We start from the raw sequence: 25,576 nt of genomic DNA, 5'->3' as shown, positions 1-25,576 counted from the left end.
GCTGCATTAAAACGCCAAGCTAACGACGATTTCCTGCCCGACCCGCACGTGCTGGCCCTCGCCGGCGATCAGGATGCTGTTCATGCCGAAGCACAGGGCGCCGTCCAGCTCCGGCTTGGCGCGGTAGCCTTGCATCAGGTCCAGCGGGTCGGGACCGAACTCGCCGGTGGCCTGGTCGACCGATGGCATGGGGCAACGCGAACAGGGCTTGACCGGCTTCAGCAATGCATCGCCCAGCTGGAACGTGTCAACGTAGTCCTCTTCGTAGGCCTCGATGCCGGCCACGACCAGGTTGGGACGGAAGCGGTTCATCGGGATGGCGTCGCGGCCGGCGCGGCGCAGCTTGTCGTTCAGGTCGTCCAGCGAGGCGGCGCCGGCCACCAGCATCGGATAGCCGTCCGAGAACATGGTGGTGGCGGCCACGCCGCTGGTCCACTTCTGGCTGACGGCGCGTTCGGCCTTGGCGTGGAAGCGCGCCAGACGGCACGGCACGCCGATCGCCCGGCTGAACCATTCGGCGGTCAGCTCGTCGCAGTCGTAGGCCAGCACGGTGTCGTCCCAGACCTGGGTGCTGAGGGTGGGCGCCTGATCGGGATCGGGCAGGTCGAGCGGGATTTCCAGGCGCAGCATGCCGGGCGCGCGCAGTTCCAGCGTGCTGCCCTTGAGGCTGGGGGTGATCAGCGCCATGCGCGGGTGTTCGCGCTGGGTCAGGCAGACGCCGGCGCCGTCGACCACCATCCATTCGCGGTCGTAGATCTGCGCGGTCATCAGGCCGGTGACGGTCAGCGTGGCTTCCTGCAAGGAGATGCCGCCGCAGGATTTGATCGGATACAGCGTGATTTCGGAAAGGATGGGCATGCTCGGCACCAGTCGTTAGGCAGATGAAAACATTGCCATTATACGATCAACCGCGCGATCAACCGCGCGAGCGGCTGCGGCGGGCCGCTGGCGGCCCGCCCCTCCCCGTCCGGGATTACTCCTCGGTCTTGGCCGCGGCCTTGGCGGGACGCGGCGCGCGCGGCGCGGCCGGCTTGCGGGCCGCCGGCTTGGCGGCCGCCTTGGCCTTGGCAGGCTTGGCCGCTGGCTTGGCGTCGGCCTCGGCCGCAGCGACCGGAGCCGATGCTGGCACCGGCGCCGCCGCCGCGTCAACCGGCGCCGGAGCTGGCGCCGCCGGCGGTTCGCCATGGGCCGCTACCGCACCCTTGGCGCCACGAACGTTTTTCGCATTCTTGCCGCCCTTGGCAGGCGCCGCAGCGTCGTCCTTCGGCTTGGCAGCCTCTTTCAGCTTGCGCGCAGGCGGTTTCGGACCGCCCTTTTTCTTGGCGGGCGCTTCGTCGGCCACCACCGGCGCTTCGACCGCAGCCTGCGCCACCACCGGCGCTTCGACGGCGGCGACGGCATCCTGCTGGCCCTGGCGCTCGCCCTGCTTGCGGCCGCCGCGATTGCCGCGACCACGGCCACGACCGCGCTCGGCGTCGCTGGCCGGTGCGGCCGCTGGCGCCTCAAATGCTTCAGCCGTTTCCGGCTGGCCGGCCAATTGCTCCGGTTCGACGTAGCGTGGCGCTGGCTGCTCGGCGTCGTCCTCGTCGCCATCGGTTTGCCCGGCGGCGCGTGCCTGCTGCGCCTGGCGCTCGGCCTGGCGTTCGGCGAAGCGCTCGGCGGCGGTGCGGCCACGGCCGCGGCTGCGGCGCGATTCCTGCTTGCCGCCGTCCTGCGCCTCGGCCGGCGCGCCGTCCACCGACGACTCGCCCGGCGTCGCCACGCCGGTGCCGCGATACACATAGGCGCCGGACTTCTCGTCACGGCCGAATTCCAGCAGGCCGCGCGCCTTGCATTCCTCGATCAGGTTGCCGAAGGTGCGGAAGCCATAGTAGGACTCGCTGAAGTCCGGCTTGCGGCGCTTGATCGCCTCTTTCAGCACCGAGGCCCAGATCTTGCCGCTGTCGCCGCGCTCGGAGACCAGCGCCTCGAAGGTGTTGGCGGCGATTTCCACCGCCTGGTTGCGGCGCTTGTCCATTTCTTCGCGGCGTACGCGCTCCTCTTCCGGCGAACGCTTGACGGCCGGCTTGGCTTCCGGGCTGGCTTCGCGCTTGGCGCGGCGGCTTTCGCGCACCAGGTCGTCGTAGAAGATGAATTCGTCGCAGTTGGCCACCAGCAGGTCCGACGTCGACTGCTTGACGCCGACGCCGATCACCTTCTTGGCGTTCTCGCGCAGCTTGGACACCAGCGGCGAAAAATCGGAATCGCCGGAAATGATGACGAAGGTGTCGACGTGCGACTTGGTGTAGCACAAGTCGAGCGCGTCGACGACCATGCGGATGTCGGCCGAGTTCTTGCCGGACTGGCGCACATGCGGGATTTCGATCAGCTCGAAGTTAGCCTCGTGCATGGGAGCCTTGAAGGCTTTGTAGCGGTCCCAGTCGCAATACGCCTTCTTGACCACGATGCTGCCCTTGAGCAGCAGACGTTCCAGCACCGGCTTGATGTCGAACTTGTCGTAGTTGGCGTCGCGCACACCGAGCGCCACGTTTTCAAAATCGCAGAACAGCGCCATGCTGACGTTATCGTTGGAAGATGCCATGAAGAGTAATTTTCTAGTGAAGGGTGAGACGGGCGCGGAAGGCAGACGCTGCGGTCCGGCGATCAGGCAATCCGGCGATTATACCCAACAAAGCCGCCCGCGCGACGAACACGACAACGAGCGCCGCATCCAGCGGCGCGCAGCGCCGGCGCCGGGGCGGCGCGGCGGCAGCGGCCGGCAGGCGGCGCCCCGGCCGATTACTCCGTCTTGGCGAACTTGCCGACCATCGCCGTGACGTCGCGGCCGACGCCGCGATAGCCGATGAAACGGCCGGTTTCGTCGAACATGGGCTCGCCGCTCACCTGCAGATATTGCAGCACGCCGCCTAGGGTCCGGCTGTAGACGAAGTCCAGGAAGGCCTTGCGCTCGGCGATGTTCGATTGCAGCAGCGCATGCTCGGCCACGTCCCAGCCGCCGGTGTCGCTGCCGCCGATGCCCACCATGTCGGCCACCGGCCCGAACCAGTTGGTCAGCTGGCCGTCGACATCCTGCTCCCAATACCAGTCGGTCGACAGTTCGGCGAAGCGCTGGAAGCGCGCCTCGCTGGCGCGCAATTGCGCCGTGCGTTCCAGCACCGTGTATTCCAGCTGCTGGTTGTAGCGCTGCAGCTTGCGGTGCAGCAGGCGCACTTCCAGCAGATTGTGGATGCGGGTCTCCACCTCGACCAGCTCGAACGGCTTGCCGACGAAATCCTTGGCGCCGGCCTGCAGGGCGCGCAGCTTGTGGTTCGGCTGCGCCGTCACCACCAGCACCGGCACGTAGCCGTCCGGCTCGATGTCCTTGAGCGCTTCCAGCACGGCGAAGCCGTCCATGCCGGGCATTTGCAGGTCCAGCAGGATCAGGTCGTAGTGGTGCTTCAGGTGCAGCTCGCACACGGTGTACGGGTCCATCGTGCTGCTGACATTGGTGTAGCCGGCGTTGGCCAGCATCTGCTCCAGCAGCATGACGTTGGCTTCCTGGTCGTCGACGATCAGGATTTCGGCGCCGAGTATTTCAGATGAATCTATCATGATGCGCTTCCGTAGGTACTGGTGTGCAGGCTGCCGTGTTCGGCGGCGAATTCCAGCGCCAGGTCCAGCGCGCCCATGAATTCGACCACATTGATCGGCTTGGTCAGGTAGCGGAAGAAGCCGGCCTCAACCCCTTTTTCTATATCGCGCGGCATGGCGTTGGCCGACAGCGCCATCACCGGAATGTGGGCCGTGGCGGCATCGTCCTGCAAGATCTTCAGGCAGCCGTAGCCGCTCACGCCGGGCAGGTTGATGTCCATCAGGATCACGTCGGGCTGGTAGGCGCGCGCCAGCTGGATGCCGCTGTGGCCGTCGATCGCGGTCAGGAGCTTGAGATCGCTGCGACGCTGGATCAGCTGCTCCACCAGGCTCAGGTTGGCCGGGTTGTCTTCGATGTACAGCAGCGTTCTCTGCGTGGCGTGGTCCTGGCCGTCGCGCCCCATCGCACTGTCGAAGGCGGTCGTTTCCAGCACCGGTTCATTGCTGGCGGCCAGCTCGATCCAGAAGGTGGTGCCGACGCCGATTTCGCTGCGCACGCCGATCGCTCCGCCCATCAGCTCGGTCAGTTGCTTGGTCACCACCAGGCCGATGCCGGTGCCCTCTTCCGCGCCGTCTTCCTGGCCCAGGCGGTTGAAGGGCTGGAACAGCTGCGCCATCTGCTCGGCGCTCAGGCCGGCCCCGGTATCGCTGACGCTGATGCGCACCATGCCCTTGCTGCCGGCCGCGCACTCCACCGTCACCGTGCCGCCGCGCCGGTTGTATTTGATGGCGTTGGACAGCAGGTTGATCATTACCTGCTTGACGCGCGTGCGGTCGGCGTGCACGAAGAAGGGCTCGCTCAGCGAGGCGAAGAACAAACGGATGCCGCGCTTTTCCGCCTGCGGGCCGATCAGCGCCTGGCAATCCCGCAGCACTTCGGACAGGCCCATCGATTCCTGCGACATCGTCACTTTGCCCGATTCGATCATCGCCAGGTCGAGGATTTCATTAATCAACTGCAGCAGGTACCAGCCGCCCTTGAGGATCTGGTCCAGCGAGCGCTGCTGCGAGGCGCTGGGCGGCGGCTTGTCCGACGCCAGCAGCTGCGCAAAGCCCAGCACCGCGTTGAGCGGCGTGCGCAGTTCATGGCTCATGGCCGACAGGAATTCCGACTTGGCGCGGTTGGCCGTCTCGGCCAGCGCGCGCGCCGCCTCCAGTTCCACATTGGTGTCCTGCAGCGCCAGCTGCTGCTCGCGCAGGCGCTGGTCCAGCAGAGCTTGTTCGCGCTCGACCTGCTTGCGGGCCGTGTTGTCGGTGCCCATCAGCAGATAGCCGATGACTTTTTCCTCGGCGTCGCGCAGCGGGCTGACCGAGACGATCGCCGGGAAGCGGCTGCCATCCTTGCGGATATAAGTGAGCTCGTAGATGTCTTCGATGCCGCGCGAGGCCTTGAACACCAGCGCCTCGAAGCCCGGCAAGATGGTCACGCCCGCTTCGATGCTGAGCGCGGCGGCGCGCGCGATGATTTCCTGCGCGTCGGAGATGCCGGCCGGCGTGATCTGGTTCACTACTTCGGCGGCGCTGTAGCCCAGCATGCGCTCGGCGCCGACGTTGAAGATCTGGATCACGCCCTGGGCGTCGGTGGCGATGCTGGAGAAGTTGGCGCTGTTGTGGATCGCCAGTTGCAGCGCGTCGGCCTTGAGCAGCGGACCCGCGGACGGTTTATTGGTTTTCATTTCAGTCCCTGGCGTTGGTGCACGTCCGACATCAGGCGCGCGAATTCTTTTTTGACCACGCCATAGCATTCGCAGACGTCGTTTTCCAGGCCGCTGCGGTCCAGCACGGAAATATGGCCACGGCGGTTGCTGATATAGCCGTTGGCCTGCAAGCGGCCGGCCGCCACCGTCACCCCTTCGCGCCGCACGCCCAGCATGCTGGCGATCAGTTCCTGGGTCATGGTCAGCTCGCTGGTCGGCAGGCGGTCCAGCGTCAGCAGCAGCCAGCGGCACAGCTGCTGTTCCACCGTGTGATGGCGGTTGCAGATCGCCGTCTGCGACATCTGGGTGATCAGCGCCTGGGTGTAGCGCAGCAGCAGGCGCATGACGGGCCCGGCGCGGTTGAACTCTTCCAGCAGGATGTTGGCCTTCAGGCGGTAGCCATGACCGGCGGTCTGGACCACGGCGCGGCTGGGCGTGGTGTTACCGCCCATGAACAGCGAGATGCCGAGGATGCCCTCGTTGCCGACGCCGGCGATCTCGGACGAGCTGCCGTTCTCCAGCACATAGTGCAGCGAGACGATGGCCGAGGTCGGGAAATACACGTGATCGAGCTTGCCGCCGGATTCATACAACACATCGCCCAGCCGCATCATGATCGGTTCAAGGTGGGGCGACAGGCGGTCGAACTCGGCGTCTAGCAGCGCGGCCAGCAGGTGGTTCTGGTTGGGGTCGTTAAGACGCATTGAAACATTCCTTGTTCCAGTCGTCAGCTAGGCGGGGGAGCGGGGACGGCAAACGATGACCGTTCGTCAGGGTAACACACATGGGTGCAAATGCCCGGTTTGCCGCAAGTCTGGCGTGCGCGCGGATTTCGGGCTGCAATCGTGCTAGTCTGAAGCACACATAGGCATTCGGGAGAGCTTGTATGTCAATTTATCGTGCCGAGGGGCTGGAAGCATTCCGCGACTACGAGGCCGCGCTGGCGGAAGAGCATGCGATGGCGCACGAACTGGCGCAATGCGCCAAGATCGAGGTCTACAATTTGCTGGCCGCCGACCTGTTCGAGCGCGTGACGGCGGCCCGCGCCAGGACGCAGGCGGCGTTCAAGCTGGTCGAGAGTTTCAAGTCCTGACGCGAGCGCCCCGCCACGGCGCATGCTTATTTCGGCGGCACGGCGCCGGCGACGGGACTTCCGGGGACCACCGCGATATTCGTATTATGGGCGGCGCTAATCAACCAATGACCGCCGCGCTTGATAAACACCTGGGTAAACAAACCCTCGCGCGGCGTGCGCGCCGTGCCATCGGGATTCTTGTCGCCGCGCAGCCCCCACGTTTGGTGGGCAATGGCGACGTCCGGCTTGAGAAACCGTATGTCCAATTTCAGGTTGGTCCACACGCTGTCCTTGAACATCATTTCGTGGACCAGTGCGTGGTTTTTCTTGATCTCGGCCGGTCCGATCCATCTCCGCCCGTTAACTTGGACAAAATCGGCGTCATCGGTGAAGAGGCTGGAAAGCGCCTCCATATCGTGGCGGTTCCAGGCGTCCTGCCAACGATTTTCGACTTGCTGGATCGCCAGCTCGTCATCCGCAGGGGCCGCCTGTACGGGCGACAGATCCATCGCCGTCAGGGTCATGAGTAACGCTAGCTTGAGTGGAAATCGCATCAGGGCTCCCCATTGCAAATCATGTCACGTTGATAGTTTAGTCATGATCCAGTCTTAGTCAAGGGCGATCAAAGCGGCCACGGCAGAAACAAAAAAGCCCTGTATCGACAGGGCTTTTTCACGATGCGAATGCGTTAGACGTTAGACGTTGAACAGGAAGTTCAACACATCGCCATCCTTGACCACGTATTCCTTGCCCTCGGCGCGCATCTTGCCCGCTTCCTTGGCGCCGCTCTCACCCTTGTACTGGATGAAGTCGTCATAGGCGATGGTTTGCGCGCGGATGAAGCCGCGTTCGAAGTCGGTGTGGATCACGCCGGCCGCTTGCGGCGCGGTGTCGCCCACGTGGATGGTCCAGGCGCGCACTTCCTTCACGCCGGCGGTGAAGTAGGTTTGCAGGCCCAGCAACTTGTAGGCGGCGCGGATCAGACGGTCCAGGCCTGGCTCTTCCATGCCCATGTCGGTCAGGAAGGCGGTCTTGTCGGCGTCGTCCAGGTCGGCGATTTCCGCTTCGATCGAGGCGCAGATGGCGACGATCGGGGCGTTCTGGGTGGCGGCGTAGGCGGTCAGCTGGTCCAGCAGCGGGTTGTTCTTGAAGCCGGTGTCGGAGACGTTGGCCACGTACATGGCCGGCTTGGCGGTGATCAGGCACAGCGGCTTGATCAGGGCCATTTCGTCGGCGTCCAGGCCCATGGCGCGCACCGGCTTGGCTTCGTTCAGGTGCGGCACGATGCGCTCCATGATGGCCAGCAGCTTGGCGGCGTCCTTGTCGCCGGAACGGGCTTTCTTGTTTTCGCGGTGGATGGCTTTTTCCACGGTGCCCAGGTCGGCCAGCGCCAGCTCGGTCTGGATCACTTCGATATCGTCGAGCGGGCTGACCTTGCCGGACACGTGGATCACGTTGTCATCTTCAAAGCAGCGCACGACGTTGACGATGGCGTCGGTTTCGCGGATGTGCGACAGGAACTGGTTGCCCAGGCCCTCGCCCTGCGACGCGCCCGCCACCAGGCCGGCGATGTCGACGAACTCGACGATGGCGTTGACCATGCGTTCCGGCTTGACGATCTCGGCCAGCGCGCCCATGCGCGGATCCGGCACTTCGACTACGCCGACGTTAGGCTCGATGGTGCAGAACGGATAGTTCTCGGCCGGGATGCCGGCCTTGGTCAGGGCGTTGAAGAGGGTGGACTTGCCGACGTTAGGCAGGCCGACGATGCCGCATTGTAAAGACATGGAATTCCTTGTTAAATCAATTGGTTAGCGGTGCCTCAGATCGTTAGTCACGCCAACAATATTGAGTTAGGCCGAATTTCGAAGTTGCACAAAGAGCGGGAAACTGGAGCAAACCGCACGTGACGCCGCAGTTTCTTCCCCATGCTGTCCCTGATAATGAGCATTATAACTCTCTCGGATGCCTTGATCCAAAGGCTCATGGCGGCGATGCCAAGGTTTCCAAGCAATGAAAGCATCTTGACGTGATATCACTAGGAGATGATAATTGACTCAATCTCAGAAGTGGGAAGTGTTTTTTCACGACGAATTTGACCCCGAATTCGATGCCTTCTCAAAAGATGTTCAAGATGAATTGCTTGCGGTTGCTGTCGCGGTGAGGGAACTCGGACCAGCTGCCGATCGTCCACACGTGGGAACGCTGGAGAATCCGAGGCATCCCAATATGAAAGAGCTACGTTTCAAGGCCAACCATGGTTCGGAAATTTGGCGGGCTGCATTTGCCTTTGATCCTCATCGCCAAGCGATCATCCTGGTTGCCGCCGACAAGCAGGGAATGGATGAGAAAAAGTTTTATAAAGACCTATTGAAGAAGGCAAATGAGCGCTTCGATAAACACCTGAAAAACTTGAAGTCCGCCGAAGCGGCTCAGCCAGCCAAAGTGCAGACGAAAAGCAGCAAAGGTAAGAAATAGGAGTTTGCCATGGGACGAAATCTGAACGATGTCATCAACAACCTGCCGGCTGACCGTCAGAAGAAGATTGCGGCGCTTTCTCATAAAAAAATTGAAGAGATGATTGCGCACGCGGCGACGCTTACCGATTTTCGCAAGGCGGTAGGTAAAACCCAGGTTGAAGTAGCCAAGGACCTGGGCATCAACCAGAACGCGGTTTCTCAACTTGAAAAACGTTCCGATACCTATGTTTCAACGTTACGCCGATTTCTGAAATCTTTGGGATTGACGCTTGAACTATCGGTTCTCGACAAGAACGGCGTTCGAATTGACTTGCAAAATTTCCTACAATGGTCTGACAGGTCGGTCGGCGACGATGCCGAAACATTCGCGCGTGCCGCCAAGCCGCCAGCCAGAAAAACCGCTGTGAAGGCTCCGACAAAAAAACCAGTTGCCGCAGCCAAGAAACGAGCAACGCCGCGCGCAAAACGTGCGGGCGCCTAGCGCAACGCGTCATTTAAAAGGAATAGGAACTTGCATTCCGTCGGCAATCCCGTCGATCCATCGCATTCCGCCCTGCCCGGCCATTCTTCCCGGCTACAATTGCCGCCATGAATATTAGTCCCTCTTTTCAACTGGCCTGGCGCTCGTTCTGGGTGTTAAAAAAGCATCGCCAGGAGCCGCTGTGGGCGCAGCTGGCGGTCGGCGCCGCCCTGGCGCTGCCGATCGGCTCCGTCATGATGCTCATTAACGGCATGCTGACCGGCCGCGTGAGCGATCCCGGCTGGTGGCGCGCTTCGCTGCTGTTCAACCTGTTCATCTGCCTGACGGTCGCCTACAGCATGCTGGCGATCACCCGCATCGTCGAAAAGCTGCTGCCCGCCGCCAGCATCGAGCGGATGTCCGAGGCGGCCGACTGGCGCGCCGCGCTGGTCATCAACGCCATCGCCGTCGGCGGCGTGGTGTTCGGCGCCGCGTTCAGCCTGAGTCTGTACTGCTGGCTCAGCGGCTGGGATGGCTGGTTCCTGTTCCTGCACCACCGCATCGCCCAGACCGAATTCCTCGCCTTCGTGCTGGTGGTGGCGGCGGCCAACTGGTCCTGGTGGCGCCTGCGGGTCAAGCAGGACCGGCTGCTGCACCAGGCGATGGAAGCCCAGCTGCGCCTGCTCCAGGCGCAGATCGAACCGCACTTCCTGTTCAACACGCTGGCCAATGTGCAAAGCCTGCTCGATCGCGACACGCCGCGCGCCCGGCTGATGCTGGAAACCTTCACCGACTACCTGCGCGCCAGCCTGGGCCAGCTGCGCCACACCGACAGCACGCTGGCGGCCGAACTAGCGATGGTGCGCAGCTACCTGACCTTGCTGCAGATCCGCATGGAAGACCGGCTGCGCTTCGACATCGAAGCCAGCGACGATGCGCTGGCGGCGACCTTGCCGACGCTGCTGCTGCAACCGCTGGTGGAAAACGCCATCGAACACGGCCTGGAGCCCAAGATCGAAGGCGGCCGCATCCGCATCCGCGCGCGCGTCGTCGACGGCCAGCTCGACATCTGCGTCGATGACGACGGCCTCGGCCTGGACGGCGCGCGCCGTCCGCGCAAGCGCGGCAGCGGCGTGGCCCTGCCCAACATCCGCGAACGGCTGCGCACCCGCTACGGCGCCAAGGCGGCGCTGACGCTGGCGCCGCAGGCGGTGGGCATGCAAGCCTCGCTGTCCATCCCCTACCGGACGCTGGCATGACGCGCGCGCTCATCGCCGACGACGAACCGCACCTGGCGCTGTACCTGAAGGAGCAGCTGGAACTGCTGTGGCCGGAACTGGAGATCGTGCACCTCGCCCGCAACGGCGTCGAGGCGGCCGCATGCATCGAGGAACTGGAGCCGGACCTGGCCTTCCTCGACATCCAGATGCCGGGCCTGAGCGGGCTGGAAGTGGCGCAGGGCATCGAAGGCGACACCCGCGTGGTGTTCGTCACCGCCTTCGACACTTATGCGGTGCAGGCCTTCGACCATTGCGCGCTCGACTACCTGCTCAAGCCCCTGAAGACCGACCGGCTGACGCAGATGATCGAACGGGTCAAGGCCACGCTGGCCCTGCAGGCGGCCGGCCGCAGCGCGCAGCCCGACGCGCGCCTGTCGCAAGCGCTGCACCAGTTGACGCGCGGACCGGCGGCGCCGGCGCGGTTGCGCTTCGTGCGCGCCGGCCAGGGCGAACTGGTGCACCAGATCGCCGTCAGCGACATCCTGTACTTCCATGCCGACGACAAGTACACGGTGGTGCAGTCCACCGGCGGCGAACACCTGATCCGCACCACCATCGTCGAGCTGAGCGAACAACTTGATCCCGAACAGTTCTGGCAGGTGCACCGCTCCACGCTGGTCAACCTGGACTACCTGGCCGGCACCCGGCGCGATGAAAGCAGCCGCCTGTTCCTGCGTGTCAAAGGCCATGCGCGCGAGTTGCGCGTCAGCCGGGCCTACGTCCACCTGTTCCGGGCGATGTAGGCCGCTGGCGATTCGTCGGCGCCGCTGTCGATTCGTCGCTTGCCGCTGCCGTCCGCGCTGCCCCTGTGGGATCGTTGTCTTCTCGCAAACATTGATCCCACAGGACTCTTCCATGAAAAAAACCCTCTCGTTGTTGTCGATGCTGATGTTGAGCGGCCCGCTGTTCGCGGCCGACACCGCCCTGCTCACGCCCTCCATGGTCACGCTCAAGGGCGGCGAATTCGTCATGGGCAGCACCGCCAATCCGAAGGACGATGGCTATCCGAACTCGGAGCCGCTACATACCGTCAACATCAAGAGCTACCGCCTGTCCCGCTACGAAACCACGGTCGGGCAATTCCGCCAGTTCATCGACGCCACCGGCTACAAGGCCGACGGCGATTGCTGGAAGCTGGCGGCCAACGACTGGGGCATGGAAAGCGGCAAGACCGGCTGGAACGCCGCCGTCAACGCGCCCGGCGACTATTACCCGGTGATGTGCGTGAGCTGGGACGACGCCCACGCCTACCTGCAATGGCTGTCGAAGCAAACCGGGCGCCACTTCCGCCTGCCCAGCGAAGCGGAATGGGAATACGCGGCGCGCGCCGGCAGCAACAGCCGCTATCCGTATGGCGACGATCCGGCCGCACTGTGCCAATACGCCAATGTTTATGACCGCAGCGGCAAGACCGCCATCACCCGCCTGACCGGCAAGGACAGGAAGGAAATCGCCTGCGACGACCAGGCCGAGCTGACCACGGTGGTCGGCATGTACCAGCCCAATGCCTGGGGCCTGTACGACATGCTCGGCAACGCGGGCGAAGTGGTCGAAGACTGCCAGCACCTGAACTACCAGGGCGCCCCCGGCAATGGCGCGCCGTGGACCACCGGCTGTGAGCTGTTCCACGGCTCGTCCATGGTCATCCATCGCGGCGGCAGCTACAACAGCGGCCCGGCCGGCGCCAGCCCGACCTACCGCGGCCATACCGGAACGGACAACCGCAGCAGCGTGGGCGAAGGCTTCCGCATTGCCGAGGATGTCAGTGGGGACGTGGTCCAGGATGCCGCCGCAAGCGCCTTCGAGGCCGGCCTGGCGAAGGCGCAGGCAGCCGAACGCAGCCGCCGCGCAAAATAGGCCCGCGCAACACCACACAAAGGAATAGTGGACTTATTGCCGTATAGCACTATCATACAGACAGTGCTATCTGCAGGAGTCCACGCCATGCCAGCAATCGCCGCAACGGCCCCGATCTACATGCGCAGCAGGCGATTCGATCGCCTGTTCGTGCTGGGCATTCCCCTGCTCGCGCTGGCCGTGGGCGCGCTGGCGCTCGGCTTCCCGCAATACTTTGTGCTGATTATTTCGCTGGACCTGGCCTTGCTGGGTTACCACCATGTCATTTCCACCTACACCCGCCTGCTGTTCGACCTGAAGTCGGCGCGCCAGCACTGGGCCCTGCTGCTGCCCTTGCCGGTGGCGGTATTCGCCGGAGTCTACCTGCTGATCGTCTGGGGTGGTTTGGCGGCGGTCGCCACGCTGTACATGCACTGGCAGTGGTATCACTACACGCGGCAAAGCGAGGGCATCAACAAGGCCTATGGCATGAAGACGCGCAGCGTCCAGGCCGGCAACGCCGGGTTCAACCGCGTCACGTTCTACCTGGTGCCGGCCGCCGCCTTCCTGATGATGAGCGCGCGCCCGGATTCCACTTTCCTGTCGATGGAAGTGTGGAAGCTGCCGGTGCCGCAATGGCTGGCCCTGGCCACCTTGGCTGCGGCGGGCGCCTGCCTGGCCTGGTGGCTGGCGGCGCAGGTGCGCGCGCTGCGCGACGGCACGCTGGGCCGGCTGCATTTCGCCTACCTGTGCTCGCACTACCTGATCTACCTGGTGTCGTATGTCGCGATCCACGACATCACCAGCGGCTGGCTGGTCATCAACGTCTGGCACAACGCGCAGTACATCGCCTTTGTGTGGCTGTTCAATTCCAACCAGTTCAAGGGCGGCGTCAACCCCGAGCAGCGGGCGCTGTCCTGGCTCAGCCAGGAAGGCCGCTGGCCGCTCTACCTGATGGCCTGCCTGGCGCTGACCGGCGTGGTGTACCGCTCGATCGACATATCCAACGCCTACTTCGCCAACTACACGCTGGTGCCGCTGGTCGTGATCGCCTACCAGGGCATCAACTTCCATCACTACATCGTTGACTCGATCATCTGGAAGCTGCGCAAGCGCGATGTCCAGAGCGCGCTGAAGATCGTCTGACCATGCCGCACACCGGACTGGCCGGCAAGCCGGGCCGCTACCCCGTCCTCGATGCGCTGCGCGCCTTCGCGATCCTGCTGGTGCTGGCGCGGCATTGGGCGGTGGCGTCGCAGGCCACATTCGGCGTCGTGCCCGGCGGTCCGCTGGCGGTGCTGTCGGCCAATGGCTGGATCGGCGTCGACCTGTTCTTCGTGTTGAGCGGTTTCCTGATCGGCAGCCACTTCGCCGGGCCGCATGCCGCGCCGTTCGAGCGCGCCTCGGTGCTGGACTTCTACCGCCGCCGCGCCTTCCGCACCTTGCCGCTGTACTGGGGCGTGATCCTGCTTTGCTGGCTGGCCGCGCCGTGGACGCTGGGTGCGGGGTACTCGAGCCTGTCCTTCGCCACGCACCTGCTGTTCTTGCAGGATTATCTGGGTTCGGATGTGATGGTCACGCTGTGGTCGCTGGCGGTGGAAGAGAAGTTTTACCTGGCCACACCATTGCTGCTGTTGCTGCTGACGCGGATGAGCACGCGCTCCGCCTGCATGCTGCTGGCGGCGGTGATGGGTGGGTTATGCTGGGCTATGCAGGCCAGCGCCCAGAGCATCGCGCCGGGCGACTACCCGGCCTTCTTCTGGGCGATACGCGCGCCGTTCCACCATGCCGTGCTGGGCATCCTGGCGGGCGTGCTGGTCGCCGTCCAGCACGGCGCGTCCGGTGCGCGCCACGCGCCGCGCACGCTGTTCCTGGCGCTGGCGGTACTGCCGCTGTTGCTGTTGACGTACCGGGACTGGCTGGCACAGGGCGACTGGCCGACGGTCTGCTGGATCATCGCGTTGTCGTCCATGCTGTTTGCGCTGCTGGTGCGCTGCGGCCTGGCCGTCAATGCCCAGCTGCCTTCGTTCGGCGCCGCGCGTCCGCTGCGCTACATCGCCAGGCTGTCCTACGCGCTGTATCTGGTGCACTACCCGCTGATCGGACCTGCCACAAAACTGTGCCAGGCCCTGCTTGGCGGCATGCAGCAAGCGCCCGTGTTGGGCAGTCTGCTGTTCCTGGCGAGCTACGGCGCCATGTCCTGGGCCGCCGCGTGGCTGCTGCACGTCGCGCTAGAAAAACCGTTCCTGCTGCTGCGCGACCGTGCCGGCGCGCCCCGACTCAACGTTCCTTCACGAACAGCGCGGTGATCATGCCGATCACGCTCACGGCGATGACATAGTAGGCAGGCGCCAGCGGATTATTCTTCAGCATCAACGCCACCACCACCGGCGTCAGGCCGCCGAAGACGGCGTACGCCACGTTGTACGAGAACGACATGCCGGAGAAGCGCACCTGCGCCGGGAACGCCTTGACCAGCACGCAAGGCACGGCGCCAACCACGCCGACCGTGAAGCCAACCAGCGCATACAAGGGCAGCAGCAAATCCGGCCGTGCGTGCAGCGTGGTGTAGAACACGTAGGTGCTGATCGCCAGCAGCAAGGCGCCGCCGAACAAGGTAGTGCGCGCGCCGATGCGGTCGGCCAGCACGCCCGCCACCAGGCAACCGATGGACAGGCACAGCGTCGCCAGGGTGTTCGCCACCAGCGAGGTATGCGGATCGAAGCCGTATATTTTTTGCAGCAAGGTCGGCGTCATCAGGATCACCACGACGATGGCGGCCGACAGCATCCACGTCAGCAGCATCGACACCACCACCGCGCCACGGTGATTGCGCAGCACGGTCTTGAGCGGCATTTCGGCGGCCAGCGCCTTGCGCTGCTGCAGCTCGGCGAAGACCGGCGTCTCATGCAGCCAGCGGCGCAGGTACATCGCGCCCAGGCCAAAGAAGCCGCCCAGCAGGAACGGCAAGCGCCAGGCGCCGTCGAGCACCTGCTCCGGCGTGAAGGCGGTGTTGATGCCGGTGGCGACCACCGAGCCCAGCAAGATGCCGGCGGTCAGGCCGGCGGTCAGCGTGCCGCAGGCATAGCCGATATGGCGCGCCGGCACGTGCTCGGACACAAACACCCACGCGCCCGGCACCTCGCCGCCCACGGCCGCGCCCTGCATCACGCGCAGCAGCAACAGCAGCATGGGCGCCGCCAGGCCGATGCTGGCGTAGGTCGGCAGCATGCCCATCAGCAGCGTCGGCACCGCCATCAGCAGGATGGACATGGTGAACATTTTTTTCCGGCCAAACAGATCGCCGAAGTGCGCCATGATGATGCCGCCCAGCGGACGCACCACGTAGCCGGCGGCGAAGATGCCGAAGGTTTGCAGCATGCTCAGCCAGCCCGGCATAGCCGGCGGGAAGAACAGCTTGCCGATCACGGCGGTGAAGAAGACGAAAATAACGAAGTCATAGAACTCCAGCGCGCCGCCCAGGGCGGCCAGCGACAGGGTCTTGTAATCCTGGCGGGTAAGCGCTCGGGCGGGTGTGGCGCCGTGGTCCATGCCGGAGGCTGGGGCGATGGCTGCTGCGTTATCTTTTATCTGCATGTCTGGTCTCGCTTTTGTTTGCGTTGTTATCGGTAGCCGGTTCGCGGCAAGCATAGAATACGCAATTTTTCCGGCGATGAGTAAACCGGATCGACAAATGCTAGACTGCTGGGCGAAAATCCATCTCCCTATTCGAGGACACCTATGCCATCCGCCCGCCCGCTTGCCGCGCTGACCACTTCCGCCCTGATTGCCGCCTTGCTGATGGGCGTGCCACCCGTGATGGCGGCCGCCAAGCCGGCGACCACGCAGCAGGCCGGACAAGCCCAGAAGCAGCTGGCCAGGCTGGCGGCGGCCTTCCACACGGCGCGCTGCAAGTTCGATCCACTGCTGTTCGCCACCGCCAACGGCGACGGCCGTTATGACGACCAGCTCGGCCTGGCCATCTCGCCCAAGGTGCGCGCGCAGCAATTCGCGCTGTACCGCCAGATGCAGAAGCAGCTGATGACGGTGCGCCGCGACCAGCTCGGCCAGCAGGAGCAGCTGACCTACGACCTGCTGTCCTACGAACTCAACAACGCGATGCAGCTGGAGTCCTTCCCGGAACACCTGCTGCCGCTGAACCAGCTCGACAACGTGCCCAGCGTCCTGGCCAACTACGCCGACGGCAACGGCTCGCAACCGCTGGGCACGGTCAAGCAATACCAGGCCTACCTGAGCCGCCTGAACCAGTTGCCGGCATGGATAGACCAGGCCATCGCCAACATGAAGCTGGGCATGCGCAGCGGCATCGTGCAGCCGAAGGCGATCACGGTGGCGATGCTGCCGCAGTTCCAGAACCTGCGCAGCGAAACGCCGGAAACGAGCATCTACTACTCGCCGGTGACGCGCTTCCCGGCCGGCTTCTCCGACGCCGACAAGCAGAAACTGACCGCCGCCTATTTGCAGACGGTGGACAGCAAGATCGCGCCGGCGCTGACCCGCCTGGTCAGCTTCCTGGAAAACGAATACCTGCCGGCCAGCCGCGCCAGCACCGGCTGGAGCGCGCTGCCGAACGGCGCCGCCTGGTACGCCGCCCGCATCAAGGACAGCACCAACCTGCCGCTGACGCCGGACGCGGTGCACGCGCTGGGCTTGAAGGAAGTGGCGCGCATCCAGCAGCAGCTGGCCGCGCTGGGCCCCAAGCTGGGCTACGACGGTCCGGAAAAACAATTACCGCAGTGGGTGGCGGCGCAGGAAAAATTCAAAATCTTCACCACCGACGAGCAGGTGCTGGACGCCTACCGCGACATCTACGCGACCGTGCAGACCAAGCTGCCGACCTACTTCAGCCTGATCCCGAAAGCCAAGCTGGAGCTGCACCTGGAGCCCGAGCTGACGCGCGCCACCGCGTCCGACCACTACACGCCGTCGGCGGCCGATGGTTCGCATCCTGGCGTGTTCTGGCCGGTGGTCAACGATCCGAAGAAATACAGCCGGGTCGACATGGTCAGCCTGTTCCTGCACGAAGGCGTGCCCGGCCACCACCTGCACGCGGCCTTGCTGAAGGAACTGGACTTGCCGGATTTCCGCAAATTCAGCACCGAGAATCCGAACAGCGCGGCCTACACCGAAGGCTGGGCGCTGTACTCGGAAACGCTGGGGCGGGAGATGGGCTTGTATGAAGATCCGGTGGCCTACTACGGCCACCTGAACGCGGAAATGCTGCGCGCCGCGCGGCTGGTGGTCGACACCGGCATGCACGCCAAGGGCTGGAGCCGCGAGCAAGCGATCGCCTACCTGGCCGACACGCTGGGCTGGAGCGAAGCGCGCGCCAAGAACCAGATCGAGCGTTACATGGTGTGGCCGGCGCAGGCGCTGAGCTACAAGATCGGCTCGCTGAAGATCCTGGAACTGCGGGCCCGCGCGCAGCAGGCGCTGGGCGACAAGTTCAGCTACCAGAAATTCCACGAAGTCGTGATCGGCGACGGCACGCTGCCGCTGCCGATCCTGGAAGCGCGCGTCGACCGCTGGATCGCCACCAAATAAAATTGGGGTCAAGTCTGACATTCGGACACGGCCTCTTCCGTAATGGCCGTTACGGAAGAGGCCGTGTCCGAATGTCAGACTTGACCCCCGCTTATATGGTCGTTTCGATTGAGGCAATGTTGCAAATGTGATAGCTTGCGATATTGCCTCAGGAGAGCCGTTCATGGAATTCCTTTTGTTTATCTTCGGCGTGTTCACGCTGAGCGTGGCCTGGCGCGCGCGCACGGAAGCGAAGCAGGCGCGCAAGATCGCCTCGGAATTGCAGCGGGAAGTGGACGCGCTGCGCGCGATGCAAACGACGATGCAGCGCACCGCCGCGCCGCAAGCACCACCGCAAACAGCGCAGCCCGCGCGCCCGGCTGCAGCGACGCCTGTCTATGGGCCGATACAGGCCACCATCTTGTCGCCGCGTCCACCGCAGCCCGCGTCCGTAACCGCGCCGGCTCCGGCAGCAGTGGCTACGCCGGCACCAGTGGCAACGCCGGCGCCGGTAGAGGCGCCAGCGCCCACAGCCCCATCGCCCCGCCCCGCTCCCGCCGAACCAGCGCCACCACCTGCACCCCGACCTGAGCCAACGCCGCCGCGCTGGCTGGTGGCCGCCAAAACCTGGCTCTTCGGCGGCAACCTGGTCGCCAAGCTCGGCTTGCTGATCCTGTTCATCGGCGTCAGCTTCCTGCTCAAGTACACCGCCGCCCGCGTGACGGTGCCGATCGAATTCCGCCTGGCCGGCATTGTGCTGGCCGACCTCGCGCTGCTGGCCTGGGCCTGGCGCATCCGCCTGAGCCGTCCCGCCATCAGCCTGCCGGTGCAGGGCGCGGCGCTGGCCGTGTTGATGCTGGTGACCTTCGGCGCGTTCCGCCTGTACCAGCTGATCCCCGGCTCGCTGGCCTTCGCGCTGCTGTTCGTGCTGACCGTCTTCACCTGCCTGCTGGCGGTGCTGCAGGACGCCATGTGGCTGGCCATCTTCGGCATCGTCGGCGGCTTTGCCGCGCCCATCCTGGCCTCCACCGGCGGCGGCAGCCACATCGGACTGTTCTCGTACTACGCGCTGCTCAACGCCGGCGTGTTCGCGCTGGCCATGCTGCGCTCGTGGCGCCTACTAAACCTGCTGGGCTTCGCCTTCACCTTCGCCATCGGCACCGCCTGGGGCGTGCTGCGCTACACGCCTGAAAATTATTTGTCGGTGCAACTGTTCCTGCTGCTGTTCTTCGCCTTCTACGTCTCGATCCCGCTGGCCTATGCAAGCCGGCAATCGGTCAAACTGAAAAACTACGTCGACGGCACGCTGGTGTTCGGCACGCCGATGCTGGGCTTCGGCCTGCAATTTGGCCTGGTGCACGGCTACCCGTTCGGCGTGGCCTACTCGGCGCTGGCGCTGGGCCTGTTCTACATCGGCCTGGCCACCGTGCTGCGCCGGCGCGACAAGGTCGCCCTGCTGGCCGACGCCTTCCTCGCGCTGGGCATCGTGTTCGGCACGCTGGCGATACCGTTCGCGCTCGACGGCCGCTGGACTTCCGCCGCCTGGGCGCTGGAAGGCGCGGGCATCGTCTGGATCGGACTGCGCCAGAAGCAGACGCTGGCGTGGATGTTCGGCCTGCTGGTGCAAGCCGGCGCCTGGCTGTCGTTCTTCGGCACCGTCACCGGCATGTCGCCGGAAAGCGCGCTGGAATCGAATCTGTGGCTGGGCTTCATCCTGCTGTCGATCACCGCCTTCCTGATGGCGACCCGCTTCCGCGCCCAGCAAGACAGCGGCACCAAATTGTTTGCCGCGCTGGCGGCGCTGTTCCTCGCGTTCGCATCGATCTGGATGGTCGCCGGCGCCTGGACCGAAATCTTCCTGCGCACCGACGGCGCCAGCCAGGCCAACCTGCTGGTGGTCAGCGCGCTGGTGGCGGCGGCGGCGCTGTACTTCATCGCCCGCAAGATGGCGTGGCAACTGGCCAGCGGCTTCGCCTTGGTTGCGCAAGCCGTCGCGGGCGTGATGCTGGCCATCCTGGCGCTGACGCAATGGAACTGGGCCTCGGCGACACCCGACCTGTTCGACCGGCCGATACTGGGCGCGGCCATGATCTGCGCCGGCGCGCTGTTCAGTAGCTGGGCCTTGATGCGGTATGACGGCCAGCAAGCCGGCACTGCCGGCTACGGCCTGTCACGCCTGGCGATGTTGTGGGCCGGCCTGTGGTGGTTCGCCCTGATCCTGCCCGACCTGGCCGGCTGGCTGTCGATCCGCTACCAGATCATGACCACCGGCGCATGGGCCAGCGACGACGTCCTCGGCCCCGGCATCTACGGCATGCTGGTCGCCGCAGGCACGGTGGCGATCGTGATGCTGGCGCGCCGCCTGCAATGGCGCAGCCTGCGCGCGCTGACGGCGCCGGCCTGGGGCGCACTGGCCGTCGCCAGCGCACTGATGCTGGGCGGCCTGTATGTCGACAACCGCCTGCCCGTTGCGTCCACCTGGCTGGCCTACGCCGCGCTGTGGCTGGCGGGCGAATGGCTGCTGCGCGTCTGGCCCGCCAACGGCTGGACGCTGCGCGACATCCCGCTGCAACTGCTGCACATCGTGCGCACCGGCGGCCTGTGGTTGATGATCTGGCCGGTCGCGGCGATCTGGATCACGCGCTGGCTGCACAGCGCCAACAGCGCCGAAGCGCGGCTGCTGGCCGACGCCGGCTGGGAGACCAGCGCCAGCTGGGCGCGCTTCATTCCGGCCTGGCTGATGATGGCCGCCGTCGGCTGGCTGATGCAGCGCAGCCGCGCCGGCGGCTGGCCGGTCGCGCCGCTGGCTTCCTGGTATCGCCGCCGCCTGATCCCGCTGGCCTGCGGCTGGGCGCTGCTGCTGGTGGCGGTCTGGAACCTGTCGCAGAACGGCGCCATGGCGCCGCTGCCCTACCTGCCGTTGCTGAACCCGCTGGACCTGACGACCTGCTTCGCCATGCTGATGGCCTACGGCTGCTACCGCCTGCTGCGCGACAAGGATGAAGCCGGCACGCTGCGCCAGAACCTGCTCACCGCCTGGCCGCCGAACTGGGTGGCGCCGCTGCCGCTGCTGGCCGCGCTGGCCGGCTATGGCTGGCTCAACCTGGCGCTGCTGCGCACCGTCTCCAACTACATGAAGGTGCCGTATGAATTCGACGCCATGTTCGCCTCGCAATTCGTGCAGGCGATGCTGTCGCTGGTGTGGAGCGTCACGGCGCTGCTGATGATGCGCTACGCCGCCAGGCGCGTGCTGCGCGCCGTGTGGATAGGCGGCGCGGTGCTGCTGGCCCTGGTGGTCGCCAAGCTGTTCCTGGTCGACCTGTCCAACGTGGGCGGCGTCGAGCGCATCGTTTCCTTCGTCGGCGTGGGCGCGCTGATGGTCGGCATCGGTTACCTGGCGCCCTACCCTACAGAAACGGAAAAAGCATGAAAACCATCCTGATCGCGGCAGCGGCCGCATCGGCCATCGCATCGGCGGCGGCTAGCGACACGCCGCAGGACTACACCCACCTGCTGCCGCTGACCGCCGGCGCCAAACAGGGCGTGCTGCAAGTGCGGCTGCCCAAGGACGTCTACCTGCATGCGCGTTCGCCGCTGCTGGACGACGTGCGGGTGTTCGACGCCAGCGGCGCCATGCAACCGTTCGCGCTGCGCACGCCGGCGCCGGCCACGCGCACCAGCCGGCGCGAGCTGCCGTCGGCCATCTTCCCGCTGTTGAGCACGGCCACATCGGCCGGGCAGCTGGACCTGGATGTCAGCACGGCCACCGACGGCCGCCTGCTGTCGGTCAAGGTCCGTCCCGACAACGCGCGCGACCAGGCCGCCCAGCCGCCGCACCTGGCGGGGCTGGTGCTCGACCTGGGCAAGGATGCGGCCGACACACCGGTCAGCGCGCTGCGCTTCACGCTGCCGTCCGGTCAGCACGAGTACAGCGCACAAGTCTGGCTGGAGACCAGCGCCGACATGAAGCACTGGGATACCGTCGGCGCCGCCGACCTGAACTGGCTGGTCAACCAGGATGCGCAAACGCTGTCCAACGACCGCCTGGAGTTCGACGCGCGCAGCTTCCGTTATGCCCGGCTGAACTGGCGCAGCGGCACGCCGATCCAGTTCGCCGCCATCACGGCCGAGCAGTTGGTCCATGCCGATGTCGCGCAACCCACCGAGCAACTGCTGCTGCCAGCGGCGACCGGCAGGCAGGCGCAAGACCTGGTCTATGCCGTGCCGCCGGCCGTGGCCCCGAGCAAGGCCGGGCTGCAATTCAGCGAATCAAATATTGTGCTGTCCGGCACGCTGGGCACCTATCGCGAACTGCCGGCAAGGCAAGCTGGACAAGGCCCGGCCTGGCGCTTCGATCCGCTCGCCAGCGCGACGTTTTACCGCATCGCCCAGGGCGAGCAGGCGCGCAGCTCCGGCGACATCGAAGTGCCTCCCGTGCATGCGACGCAATGGGTGCTGCGGACCACGGCGCCAGCAACGGCAAGGCCCGCTTTACGATTGAGCTGGCAGCCGGCCACGCTGATCTTCCTCGCCAACGGCAACGGTCCCTACACGCTGGCGGTCGGCCGCGAGCGCGCCGCGCCGGTGGTGCGCGAGTTGAGCCAGGTCGCGCCTGGCTTCTCCGATGCGGAATTGCAGAAATTGGAACAAGCCAGCGCCGGGCCAGCGAAGCAGCAACAAGGCAGCGGCGCGCAGGACGCCACCGCCGCGCTGACTGCGGCCAGCGCCGCCCGGCAGCGCCTGGTGGTGCTGTGGGGCGTGTTGCTGCTGGGCGTGGCCGTGCTGGCGTTTATGGTTTGGCGCTTGCTGCGCCCATCACGTTCATGACGGCCAGGGTCATCGCCTGGGCGGCGGTCTTGATCGACGGTTCCGGCACCGGCGCGTAGTACGGCGAGTGGTTGAAGGCGATCGGTTTGCCGCCCGGCTTGGCCGCTTCGGCCACCGCTTTCGGATCGTAGACGCCGGTGAAGAAGAACATGCCCGGCACGCCCTCGTTGACGTAGGCCGAGAAGTCTTCGCTGGCCGTCATCGCCGGCATGCGCGAGACGTTGGCGTCGCCGAAGGCTTTCTTCAACACACCCTCGGTGCGCTTGACCAGCGCGTCGCTGTTGTCGATCGCTGCGCCGCCGGTGATCAGCTCGACATCGGGCGCCGGCGCGTCGGCCATCGCGGCCGAGGCGTTGGCCACGCGGCGCACGCCGGCCAGCAGTTTCGCCCGTACTTCCGGGCTGTATGAGCGTATCGTGCCGCGCACGCGCACGCTGTCGGGGATGATGTTGCCGACCGTGCCGCCGTTGATCGCGCCGATGGTGACGACGCCGAATTCCTTGGGATCTTTCTCGCGGCTGATCACGGTCTGCACGTCGACCACGAAGCGGGCGGCGATGGTGATCGGATCGAGCGCCTTGTCCGGCGCCGAGCCGTGCCCGCCGCGGCCCTTGAAGGTGATCTCGATGGCATCCGAATTCGACGACACCGGCCCGCTGTTGTAGCCGATGGTGCCGTGGGCCAGCGGCCAGGTATGCAACGCGAAGGCGTAGTCCGGTTTCGGGAAGCGCTTGAACAGGCCGTCGTCCAGCATGGCCTTGGCGCCGCTGACGGTTTCCTCGGCCGGCTGGCCGATGAACATCAAGGTGCCCTTCCACTGCGACTTCAGCGCCACCAAGGTACGCGCCGCGCCCAGCCAGGCGGTCATGTGGACGTCGTGGCCGCAGCTGTGGGCCACCATCGTGTCCTTGCCATCCAGCAGCGCGTGGGCCTTGCTGGAATAGGCGTAGCCGGATTTCTCCTCCATCGGCAGGCCGTCCAGCTCGGTGCGCACCAGCACCGTCGGGCCGGGGCCGTTCTTGTAGATGGCCACCACGCCGGTCTTGCCGACTTTTTCCGTCACCTCGAAGCCGATCGCGCGCATCTCGGCGGCCAGCTTGGCGGCCGTGCGTTCTTCCTGGAAGGCGATTTCGGGATGCGCGTGCAGATCCTTGTAGATCGCGTCGAGCTTGGAATACATGCCGTTGATCTGGCTGGCGACGGCGGAGGAGGCGTCCTGCGCCTGGGCGGCATGGACGATCAATAATGCGGCAAGCGGGAGCAGCTTCATCGGTGGTTTCCTAGTCTGGGGATAAGCAAACCAGCATACCACCGGCGGATCAGGCTGTATGCAACTTCATCGTGGCGGCGTCGAACTTGCCTTCGACGATGAGCGGCATCACCAGCAGCGACTTGTCGATCGCCTGCTCGATCAGCTCCTGGTCTTCGCGGCGCGGGCGGTGCAGCACGAAATCGGCCACCTGCTGCGCCAGGCTGAGCGTGCGCGGATGGCCGATGCCCAGGCGCAGGCGCCAGTAATCCTGCGTGCCGAGCGCGGCGGTGATGTCCTTCAGGCCGTTGTGGCCGCCCGAGGAGCCGCCTTTTTTCAGGCGCGCGGCGCCGGGCATCAGGTCCAGCTCGTCGTGCACGACCAGCACTTCGTCCGGCAGGATCTTGAAGAAGCGGCACAGGCCGCCGACCGACTGGCCGGAGCGGTTCATATACGTCTGCGGTTCCAGCAGATAGACTTCCTGGCCGGCGACCGCGCCCTTGGCCATCAGCGCGTTGTACTTGGTCTCGCGCTGCAGGCGGGCGCCGATGTCGTTGGCGAGCTTGTCCACCAGCCAGAAGCCGGCGTTGTGACGGGTTTGTTCGTATTCGGGGCCGGGATTGCCGAGGCCGACGATGAGACGTATAGGCATGACGTGAGGTCGTTAAAAGAGAAACGTGATTATCGCTTAAAAACAAAAACCCCCGCTGGCATGACGCACTGGCGGGGGTTTTCTGCTGCAACCGCCCGGAGGCGGCGTCAGTGATTACTTCTTGGCCTTGGCGGCTGGCTTAGCGTCAGCAGCTGGAGCTTCAGCGGTTGCAGCGGCTTCAGCAGCTACGTGACCAGCAGGTACCGAAGCGGTAGCGATGGTCAGGTTCGAACCGTGGGTGATCGCGGTCACGCCGGCTGGCAGGACCAGGTCAGCGATGTGCAGCGAGTGGCCAACGTCGATGTTCGACAGGTCAACGGTGATGAACTCTGGCAGGTCTTTTGGCAGGCACGTCACTTCGATTTCGTTGGCGACGTGGCTGATGGTGGCGCCGTGCAGTTTGACTGCTGGGGACACGTCAGCGTTAGCGAAGTGCAGAGCCACTTTCATGTGCACTTTGGCGTTTGCATCAACGCGCTGGAAGTCAGCGTGCAGAACCAGTTGCTTGAACGCGTGGACTTGGAAGTCGCGCAGCAGAACTTGCTGGGTGACGCCGTCGATTTCCAGATCCAGGATCGACGAGTGGAAGGCTTCTTTTTTCAGCGCGTGGTACAGCGCGTTGTGATCCAGCGAGATGGTCACTGGCGCTTCGGTACCGCCGTAGATGATGCCAGGGGTTTGGCCCGAATTGCGCAGGCGGCGGCTCGCTCCGGAACCTTGCAATTCGCGTTTGAATGCAACAACTTTCATGTGTAACTCCAAAAAATAACAGGGCTCGCGCCCCGTGTTATGAAGCCCCCGCGACCAGGGTGCTTCGAAAATGAGCTGACTGCGCTCATGAAACTG

22 protein-coding genes are annotated in these 25,576 nt (G+C 65.0%); 11 read left to right on the top strand and 11 right to left on the bottom strand.

The annotated features are described in order from the left end of the window. Nucleotides 1-6 precede the first annotated feature (6 nt). The 5 genes from AC07OK_RS21865 to AC07OK_RS21845 all read right to left on the bottom strand — a co-directional run bounded on the left by AC07OK_RS21865 (nucleotide 7) and on the right by AC07OK_RS21845 (nucleotide 6,031). A complete protein-coding gene (locus AC07OK_RS21865; protein ID WP_494692267.1) occupies nucleotides 7-858 on the bottom strand; it encodes an MOSC domain-containing protein in 852 nt (283 codons plus the stop codon). A gap of 115 nt (nucleotides 859-973) precedes the next feature. Next, nucleotides 974-2,581, bottom strand: coding sequence for an NYN domain-containing protein (locus tag AC07OK_RS21860; protein ID WP_494692266.1), 1,608 nt, complete (start codon nucleotides 2,579-2,581; stop codon nucleotides 974-976). A 197-nt stretch (nucleotides 2,582-2,778) separates the two neighbouring features. Beyond that, a complete protein-coding gene (locus AC07OK_RS21855; RefSeq protein ID WP_494692265.1) occupies nucleotides 2,779-3,591 on the bottom strand; it encodes a response regulator in 813 nt (270 codons plus the stop codon). Next, nucleotides 3,588-5,306, bottom strand: coding sequence for a hybrid sensor histidine kinase/response regulator (locus tag AC07OK_RS21850; RefSeq protein WP_494692264.1), 1,719 nt, complete (start codon nucleotides 5,304-5,306; stop codon nucleotides 3,588-3,590). Before AC07OK_RS21850 ends, AC07OK_RS21855 begins: the two co-directional genes overlap by 4 nt. Beyond that, complete coding sequence (locus tag AC07OK_RS21845) at nucleotides 5,303-6,031, bottom strand: Crp/Fnr family transcriptional regulator (RefSeq protein ID WP_494692263.1); 729 nt, start codon at nucleotides 6,029-6,031, stop codon at nucleotides 5,303-5,305. Before AC07OK_RS21845 ends, AC07OK_RS21850 begins: the two co-directional genes overlap by 4 nt. Nucleotides 6,032-6,213: 182 nt before the next feature. Here AC07OK_RS21845 and AC07OK_RS21840 point away from each other — a divergent pair, with 182 nt between their 5' ends. Further along, complete coding sequence (locus tag AC07OK_RS21840) at nucleotides 6,214-6,420, top strand: hypothetical protein (protein WP_494692262.1); 207 nt, start codon at nucleotides 6,214-6,216, stop codon at nucleotides 6,418-6,420. A 26-nt stretch (nucleotides 6,421-6,446) separates the two neighbouring features. On the opposite strand, the gene AC07OK_RS21835 is transcribed toward AC07OK_RS21840, so the two are convergent. Both AC07OK_RS21835 and ychF read right to left on the bottom strand, forming a co-directional pair. After that, nucleotides 6,447-6,956: a YybH family protein gene (locus tag AC07OK_RS21835; protein WP_494692261.1), complete on the bottom strand. Its 510-nt coding sequence runs from the start codon at nucleotides 6,954-6,956 to the stop codon at nucleotides 6,447-6,449. 141 nt (nucleotides 6,957-7,097) lie between these two features. After that, a complete protein-coding gene (gene ychF, locus AC07OK_RS21830; protein WP_494692260.1) occupies nucleotides 7,098-8,189 on the bottom strand; it encodes a redox-regulated ATPase YchF in 1,092 nt (363 codons plus the stop codon). A 265-nt stretch (nucleotides 8,190-8,454) separates the two neighbouring features. Between ychF and AC07OK_RS21825 the strand changes: the two genes are divergently transcribed. The 7 genes from AC07OK_RS21825 (at nucleotide 8,455) to AC07OK_RS21795 (ending at nucleotide 14,767) form a co-directional block, all read left to right on the top strand. Next, complete coding sequence (locus tag AC07OK_RS21825) at nucleotides 8,455-8,880, top strand: type II toxin-antitoxin system RelE/ParE family toxin (RefSeq protein WP_494692259.1); 426 nt, start codon at nucleotides 8,455-8,457, stop codon at nucleotides 8,878-8,880. 9 nt (nucleotides 8,881-8,889) lie between these two features. Beyond that, nucleotides 8,890-9,363, top strand: a complete 474-nt coding sequence (locus AC07OK_RS21820; RefSeq protein WP_494692258.1) for an XRE family transcriptional regulator — start codon at nucleotides 8,890-8,892, stop codon at nucleotides 9,361-9,363. Nucleotides 9,364-9,470: 107 nt separating this feature from the next. After that, nucleotides 9,471-10,601: a sensor histidine kinase gene (locus AC07OK_RS21815; RefSeq protein WP_494692257.1), complete on the top strand. Its 1,131-nt coding sequence runs from the start codon at nucleotides 9,471-9,473 to the stop codon at nucleotides 10,599-10,601. Then, nucleotides 10,598-11,365, top strand: coding sequence for a LytR/AlgR family response regulator transcription factor (locus AC07OK_RS21810; RefSeq protein ID WP_494692256.1), 768 nt, complete (start codon nucleotides 10,598-10,600; stop codon nucleotides 11,363-11,365). Before AC07OK_RS21815 ends, AC07OK_RS21810 begins: the two co-directional genes overlap by 4 nt. Nucleotides 11,366-11,477: 112 nt before the next feature. Then, complete coding sequence (locus AC07OK_RS21805; RefSeq protein WP_494692255.1) at nucleotides 11,478-12,479, top strand: formylglycine-generating enzyme family protein; 1,002 nt, start codon at nucleotides 11,478-11,480, stop codon at nucleotides 12,477-12,479. A gap of 87 nt (nucleotides 12,480-12,566) precedes the next feature. After that, nucleotides 12,567-13,604 (top strand): hypothetical protein, encoded by a 1,038-nt coding sequence (locus tag AC07OK_RS21800; RefSeq protein WP_494692254.1) that lies wholly within the window; start codon nucleotides 12,567-12,569, stop codon nucleotides 13,602-13,604. A 2-nt stretch (nucleotides 13,605-13,606) separates the two neighbouring features. Then, entirely contained in the window at nucleotides 13,607-14,767 is a 1,161-nt protein-coding gene (locus AC07OK_RS21795; protein ID WP_494692253.1) for an acyltransferase family protein, read from the top strand. Here AC07OK_RS21795 and AC07OK_RS21790 read toward each other — a convergent pair. Continuing rightward, a complete protein-coding gene (locus AC07OK_RS21790) occupies nucleotides 14,739-16,010 on the bottom strand; it encodes an MFS transporter (protein ID WP_494692330.1) in 1,272 nt (423 codons plus the stop codon). The two genes, AC07OK_RS21795 and AC07OK_RS21790, sit on opposite strands and share 29 nt — an antisense overlap. Before the next feature lie 189 nt (nucleotides 16,011-16,199). On the opposite strand from AC07OK_RS21790, the gene AC07OK_RS21785 reads away from it, so the two are divergent. From AC07OK_RS21785 to AC07OK_RS21775, 3 genes are all read left to right on the top strand, one after another. Continuing rightward, nucleotides 16,200-18,023: a DUF885 domain-containing protein gene (locus AC07OK_RS21785; RefSeq protein WP_494692252.1), complete on the top strand. Its 1,824-nt coding sequence runs from the start codon at nucleotides 16,200-16,202 to the stop codon at nucleotides 18,021-18,023. Nucleotides 18,024-18,186: 163 nt separating this feature from the next. Next, nucleotides 18,187-21,432, top strand: coding sequence for a DUF2339 domain-containing protein (locus AC07OK_RS21780; protein WP_494692251.1), 3,246 nt, complete (start codon nucleotides 18,187-18,189; stop codon nucleotides 21,430-21,432). Next, nucleotides 21,429-22,829, top strand: a complete 1,401-nt coding sequence (locus AC07OK_RS21775; protein ID WP_494692250.1) for a DUF3999 family protein — start codon at nucleotides 21,429-21,431, stop codon at nucleotides 22,827-22,829. Before AC07OK_RS21780 ends, AC07OK_RS21775 begins: the two co-directional genes overlap by 4 nt. Here AC07OK_RS21775 and AC07OK_RS21770 read toward each other — a convergent pair. From AC07OK_RS21770 to AC07OK_RS21760, 3 genes are all read right to left on the bottom strand, one after another. Continuing rightward, a complete protein-coding gene (locus AC07OK_RS21770; RefSeq protein ID WP_494692249.1) occupies nucleotides 22,792-24,099 on the bottom strand; it encodes an amidohydrolase in 1,308 nt (435 codons plus the stop codon). The genes AC07OK_RS21775 and AC07OK_RS21770 overlap by 38 nt on opposite strands. A 49-nt stretch (nucleotides 24,100-24,148) precedes the next feature. Next, a complete protein-coding gene (gene pth, locus AC07OK_RS21765; RefSeq protein WP_492929660.1) occupies nucleotides 24,149-24,730 on the bottom strand; it encodes an aminoacyl-tRNA hydrolase in 582 nt (193 codons plus the stop codon). Nucleotides 24,731-24,844: 114 nt separating this feature from the next. Then, on the bottom strand, nucleotides 24,845-25,480 hold the full coding sequence (locus AC07OK_RS21760; protein WP_494692248.1) for a 50S ribosomal protein L25/general stress protein Ctc: 636 nt from the start codon (nucleotides 25,478-25,480) through the stop codon (nucleotides 24,845-24,847). Nucleotides 25,481-25,576: the final 96 nt, after the last annotated feature.

This window comes from Duganella sp. GW821-FHT07G03 (genome assembly GCF_059418605.1).
This window is presented reverse-complemented; position numbering and strand designations above follow the sequence as displayed.

Bases quoted from the DNA above. Each gene is read 5' to 3' on its own strand.
- AC07OK_RS21865 (WP_494692267.1), bottom strand. From the start codon at position 858: ATGCCCATCCTTTCCGAAATCACGCTGTATCCGATCAAATCCTGCGGC.
- AC07OK_RS21860 (WP_494692266.1), bottom strand. From the start codon at position 2,581: ATGGCATCTTCCAACGATAACGTCAGCATGGCGCTGTTCTGCGATTTT.
- AC07OK_RS21855 (WP_494692265.1), bottom strand. From the start codon at position 3,591: ATGATAGATTCATCTGAAATACTCGGCGCCGAAATCCTGATCGTCGAC.
- AC07OK_RS21850 (WP_494692264.1), bottom strand. From the start codon at position 5,306: ATGAAAACCAATAAACCGTCCGCGGGTCCGCTGCTCAAGGCCGACGCG.
- AC07OK_RS21845 (WP_494692263.1), bottom strand. From the start codon at position 6,031: ATGCGTCTTAACGACCCCAACCAGAACCACCTGCTGGCCGCGCTGCTA.
- AC07OK_RS21840 (WP_494692262.1), top strand. From the start codon at position 6,214: ATGTCAATTTATCGTGCCGAGGGGCTGGAAGCATTCCGCGACTACGAG.
- AC07OK_RS21835 (WP_494692261.1), bottom strand. From the start codon at position 6,956: ATGCGATTTCCACTCAAGCTAGCGTTACTCATGACCCTGACGGCGATG.
- ychF (WP_494692260.1), bottom strand. From the start codon at position 8,189: ATGTCTTTACAATGCGGCATCGTCGGCCTGCCTAACGTCGGCAAGTCC.
- AC07OK_RS21820 (WP_494692258.1), top strand. From the start codon at position 8,890: ATGGGACGAAATCTGAACGATGTCATCAACAACCTGCCGGCTGACCGT.
- AC07OK_RS21815 (WP_494692257.1), top strand. From the start codon at position 9,471: ATGAATATTAGTCCCTCTTTTCAACTGGCCTGGCGCTCGTTCTGGGTG.
- AC07OK_RS21810 (WP_494692256.1), top strand. From the start codon at position 10,598: ATGACGCGCGCGCTCATCGCCGACGACGAACCGCACCTGGCGCTGTAC.
- AC07OK_RS21805 (WP_494692255.1), top strand. From the start codon at position 11,478: ATGAAAAAAACCCTCTCGTTGTTGTCGATGCTGATGTTGAGCGGCCCG.
- AC07OK_RS21800 (WP_494692254.1), top strand. From the start codon at position 12,567: ATGCCAGCAATCGCCGCAACGGCCCCGATCTACATGCGCAGCAGGCGA.
- AC07OK_RS21795 (WP_494692253.1), top strand. From the start codon at position 13,607: ATGCCGCACACCGGACTGGCCGGCAAGCCGGGCCGCTACCCCGTCCTC.
- AC07OK_RS21790 (WP_494692330.1), bottom strand. From the start codon at position 16,010: ATGGACCACGGCGCCACACCCGCCCGAGCGCTTACCCGCCAGGATTAC.
- AC07OK_RS21785 (WP_494692252.1), top strand. From the start codon at position 16,200: ATGCCATCCGCCCGCCCGCTTGCCGCGCTGACCACTTCCGCCCTGATT.
- AC07OK_RS21780 (WP_494692251.1), top strand. From the start codon at position 18,187: ATGGAATTCCTTTTGTTTATCTTCGGCGTGTTCACGCTGAGCGTGGCC.
- AC07OK_RS21775 (WP_494692250.1), top strand. From the start codon at position 21,429: ATGAAAACCATCCTGATCGCGGCAGCGGCCGCATCGGCCATCGCATCG.
- AC07OK_RS21770 (WP_494692249.1), bottom strand. From the start codon at position 24,099: ATGAAGCTGCTCCCGCTTGCCGCATTATTGATCGTCCATGCCGCCCAG.
- pth (WP_492929660.1), bottom strand. From the start codon at position 24,730: ATGCCTATACGTCTCATCGTCGGCCTCGGCAATCCCGGCCCCGAATAC.
- AC07OK_RS21760 (WP_494692248.1), bottom strand. From the start codon at position 25,480: ATGAAAGTTGTTGCATTCAAACGCGAATTGCAAGGTTCCGGAGCGAGC.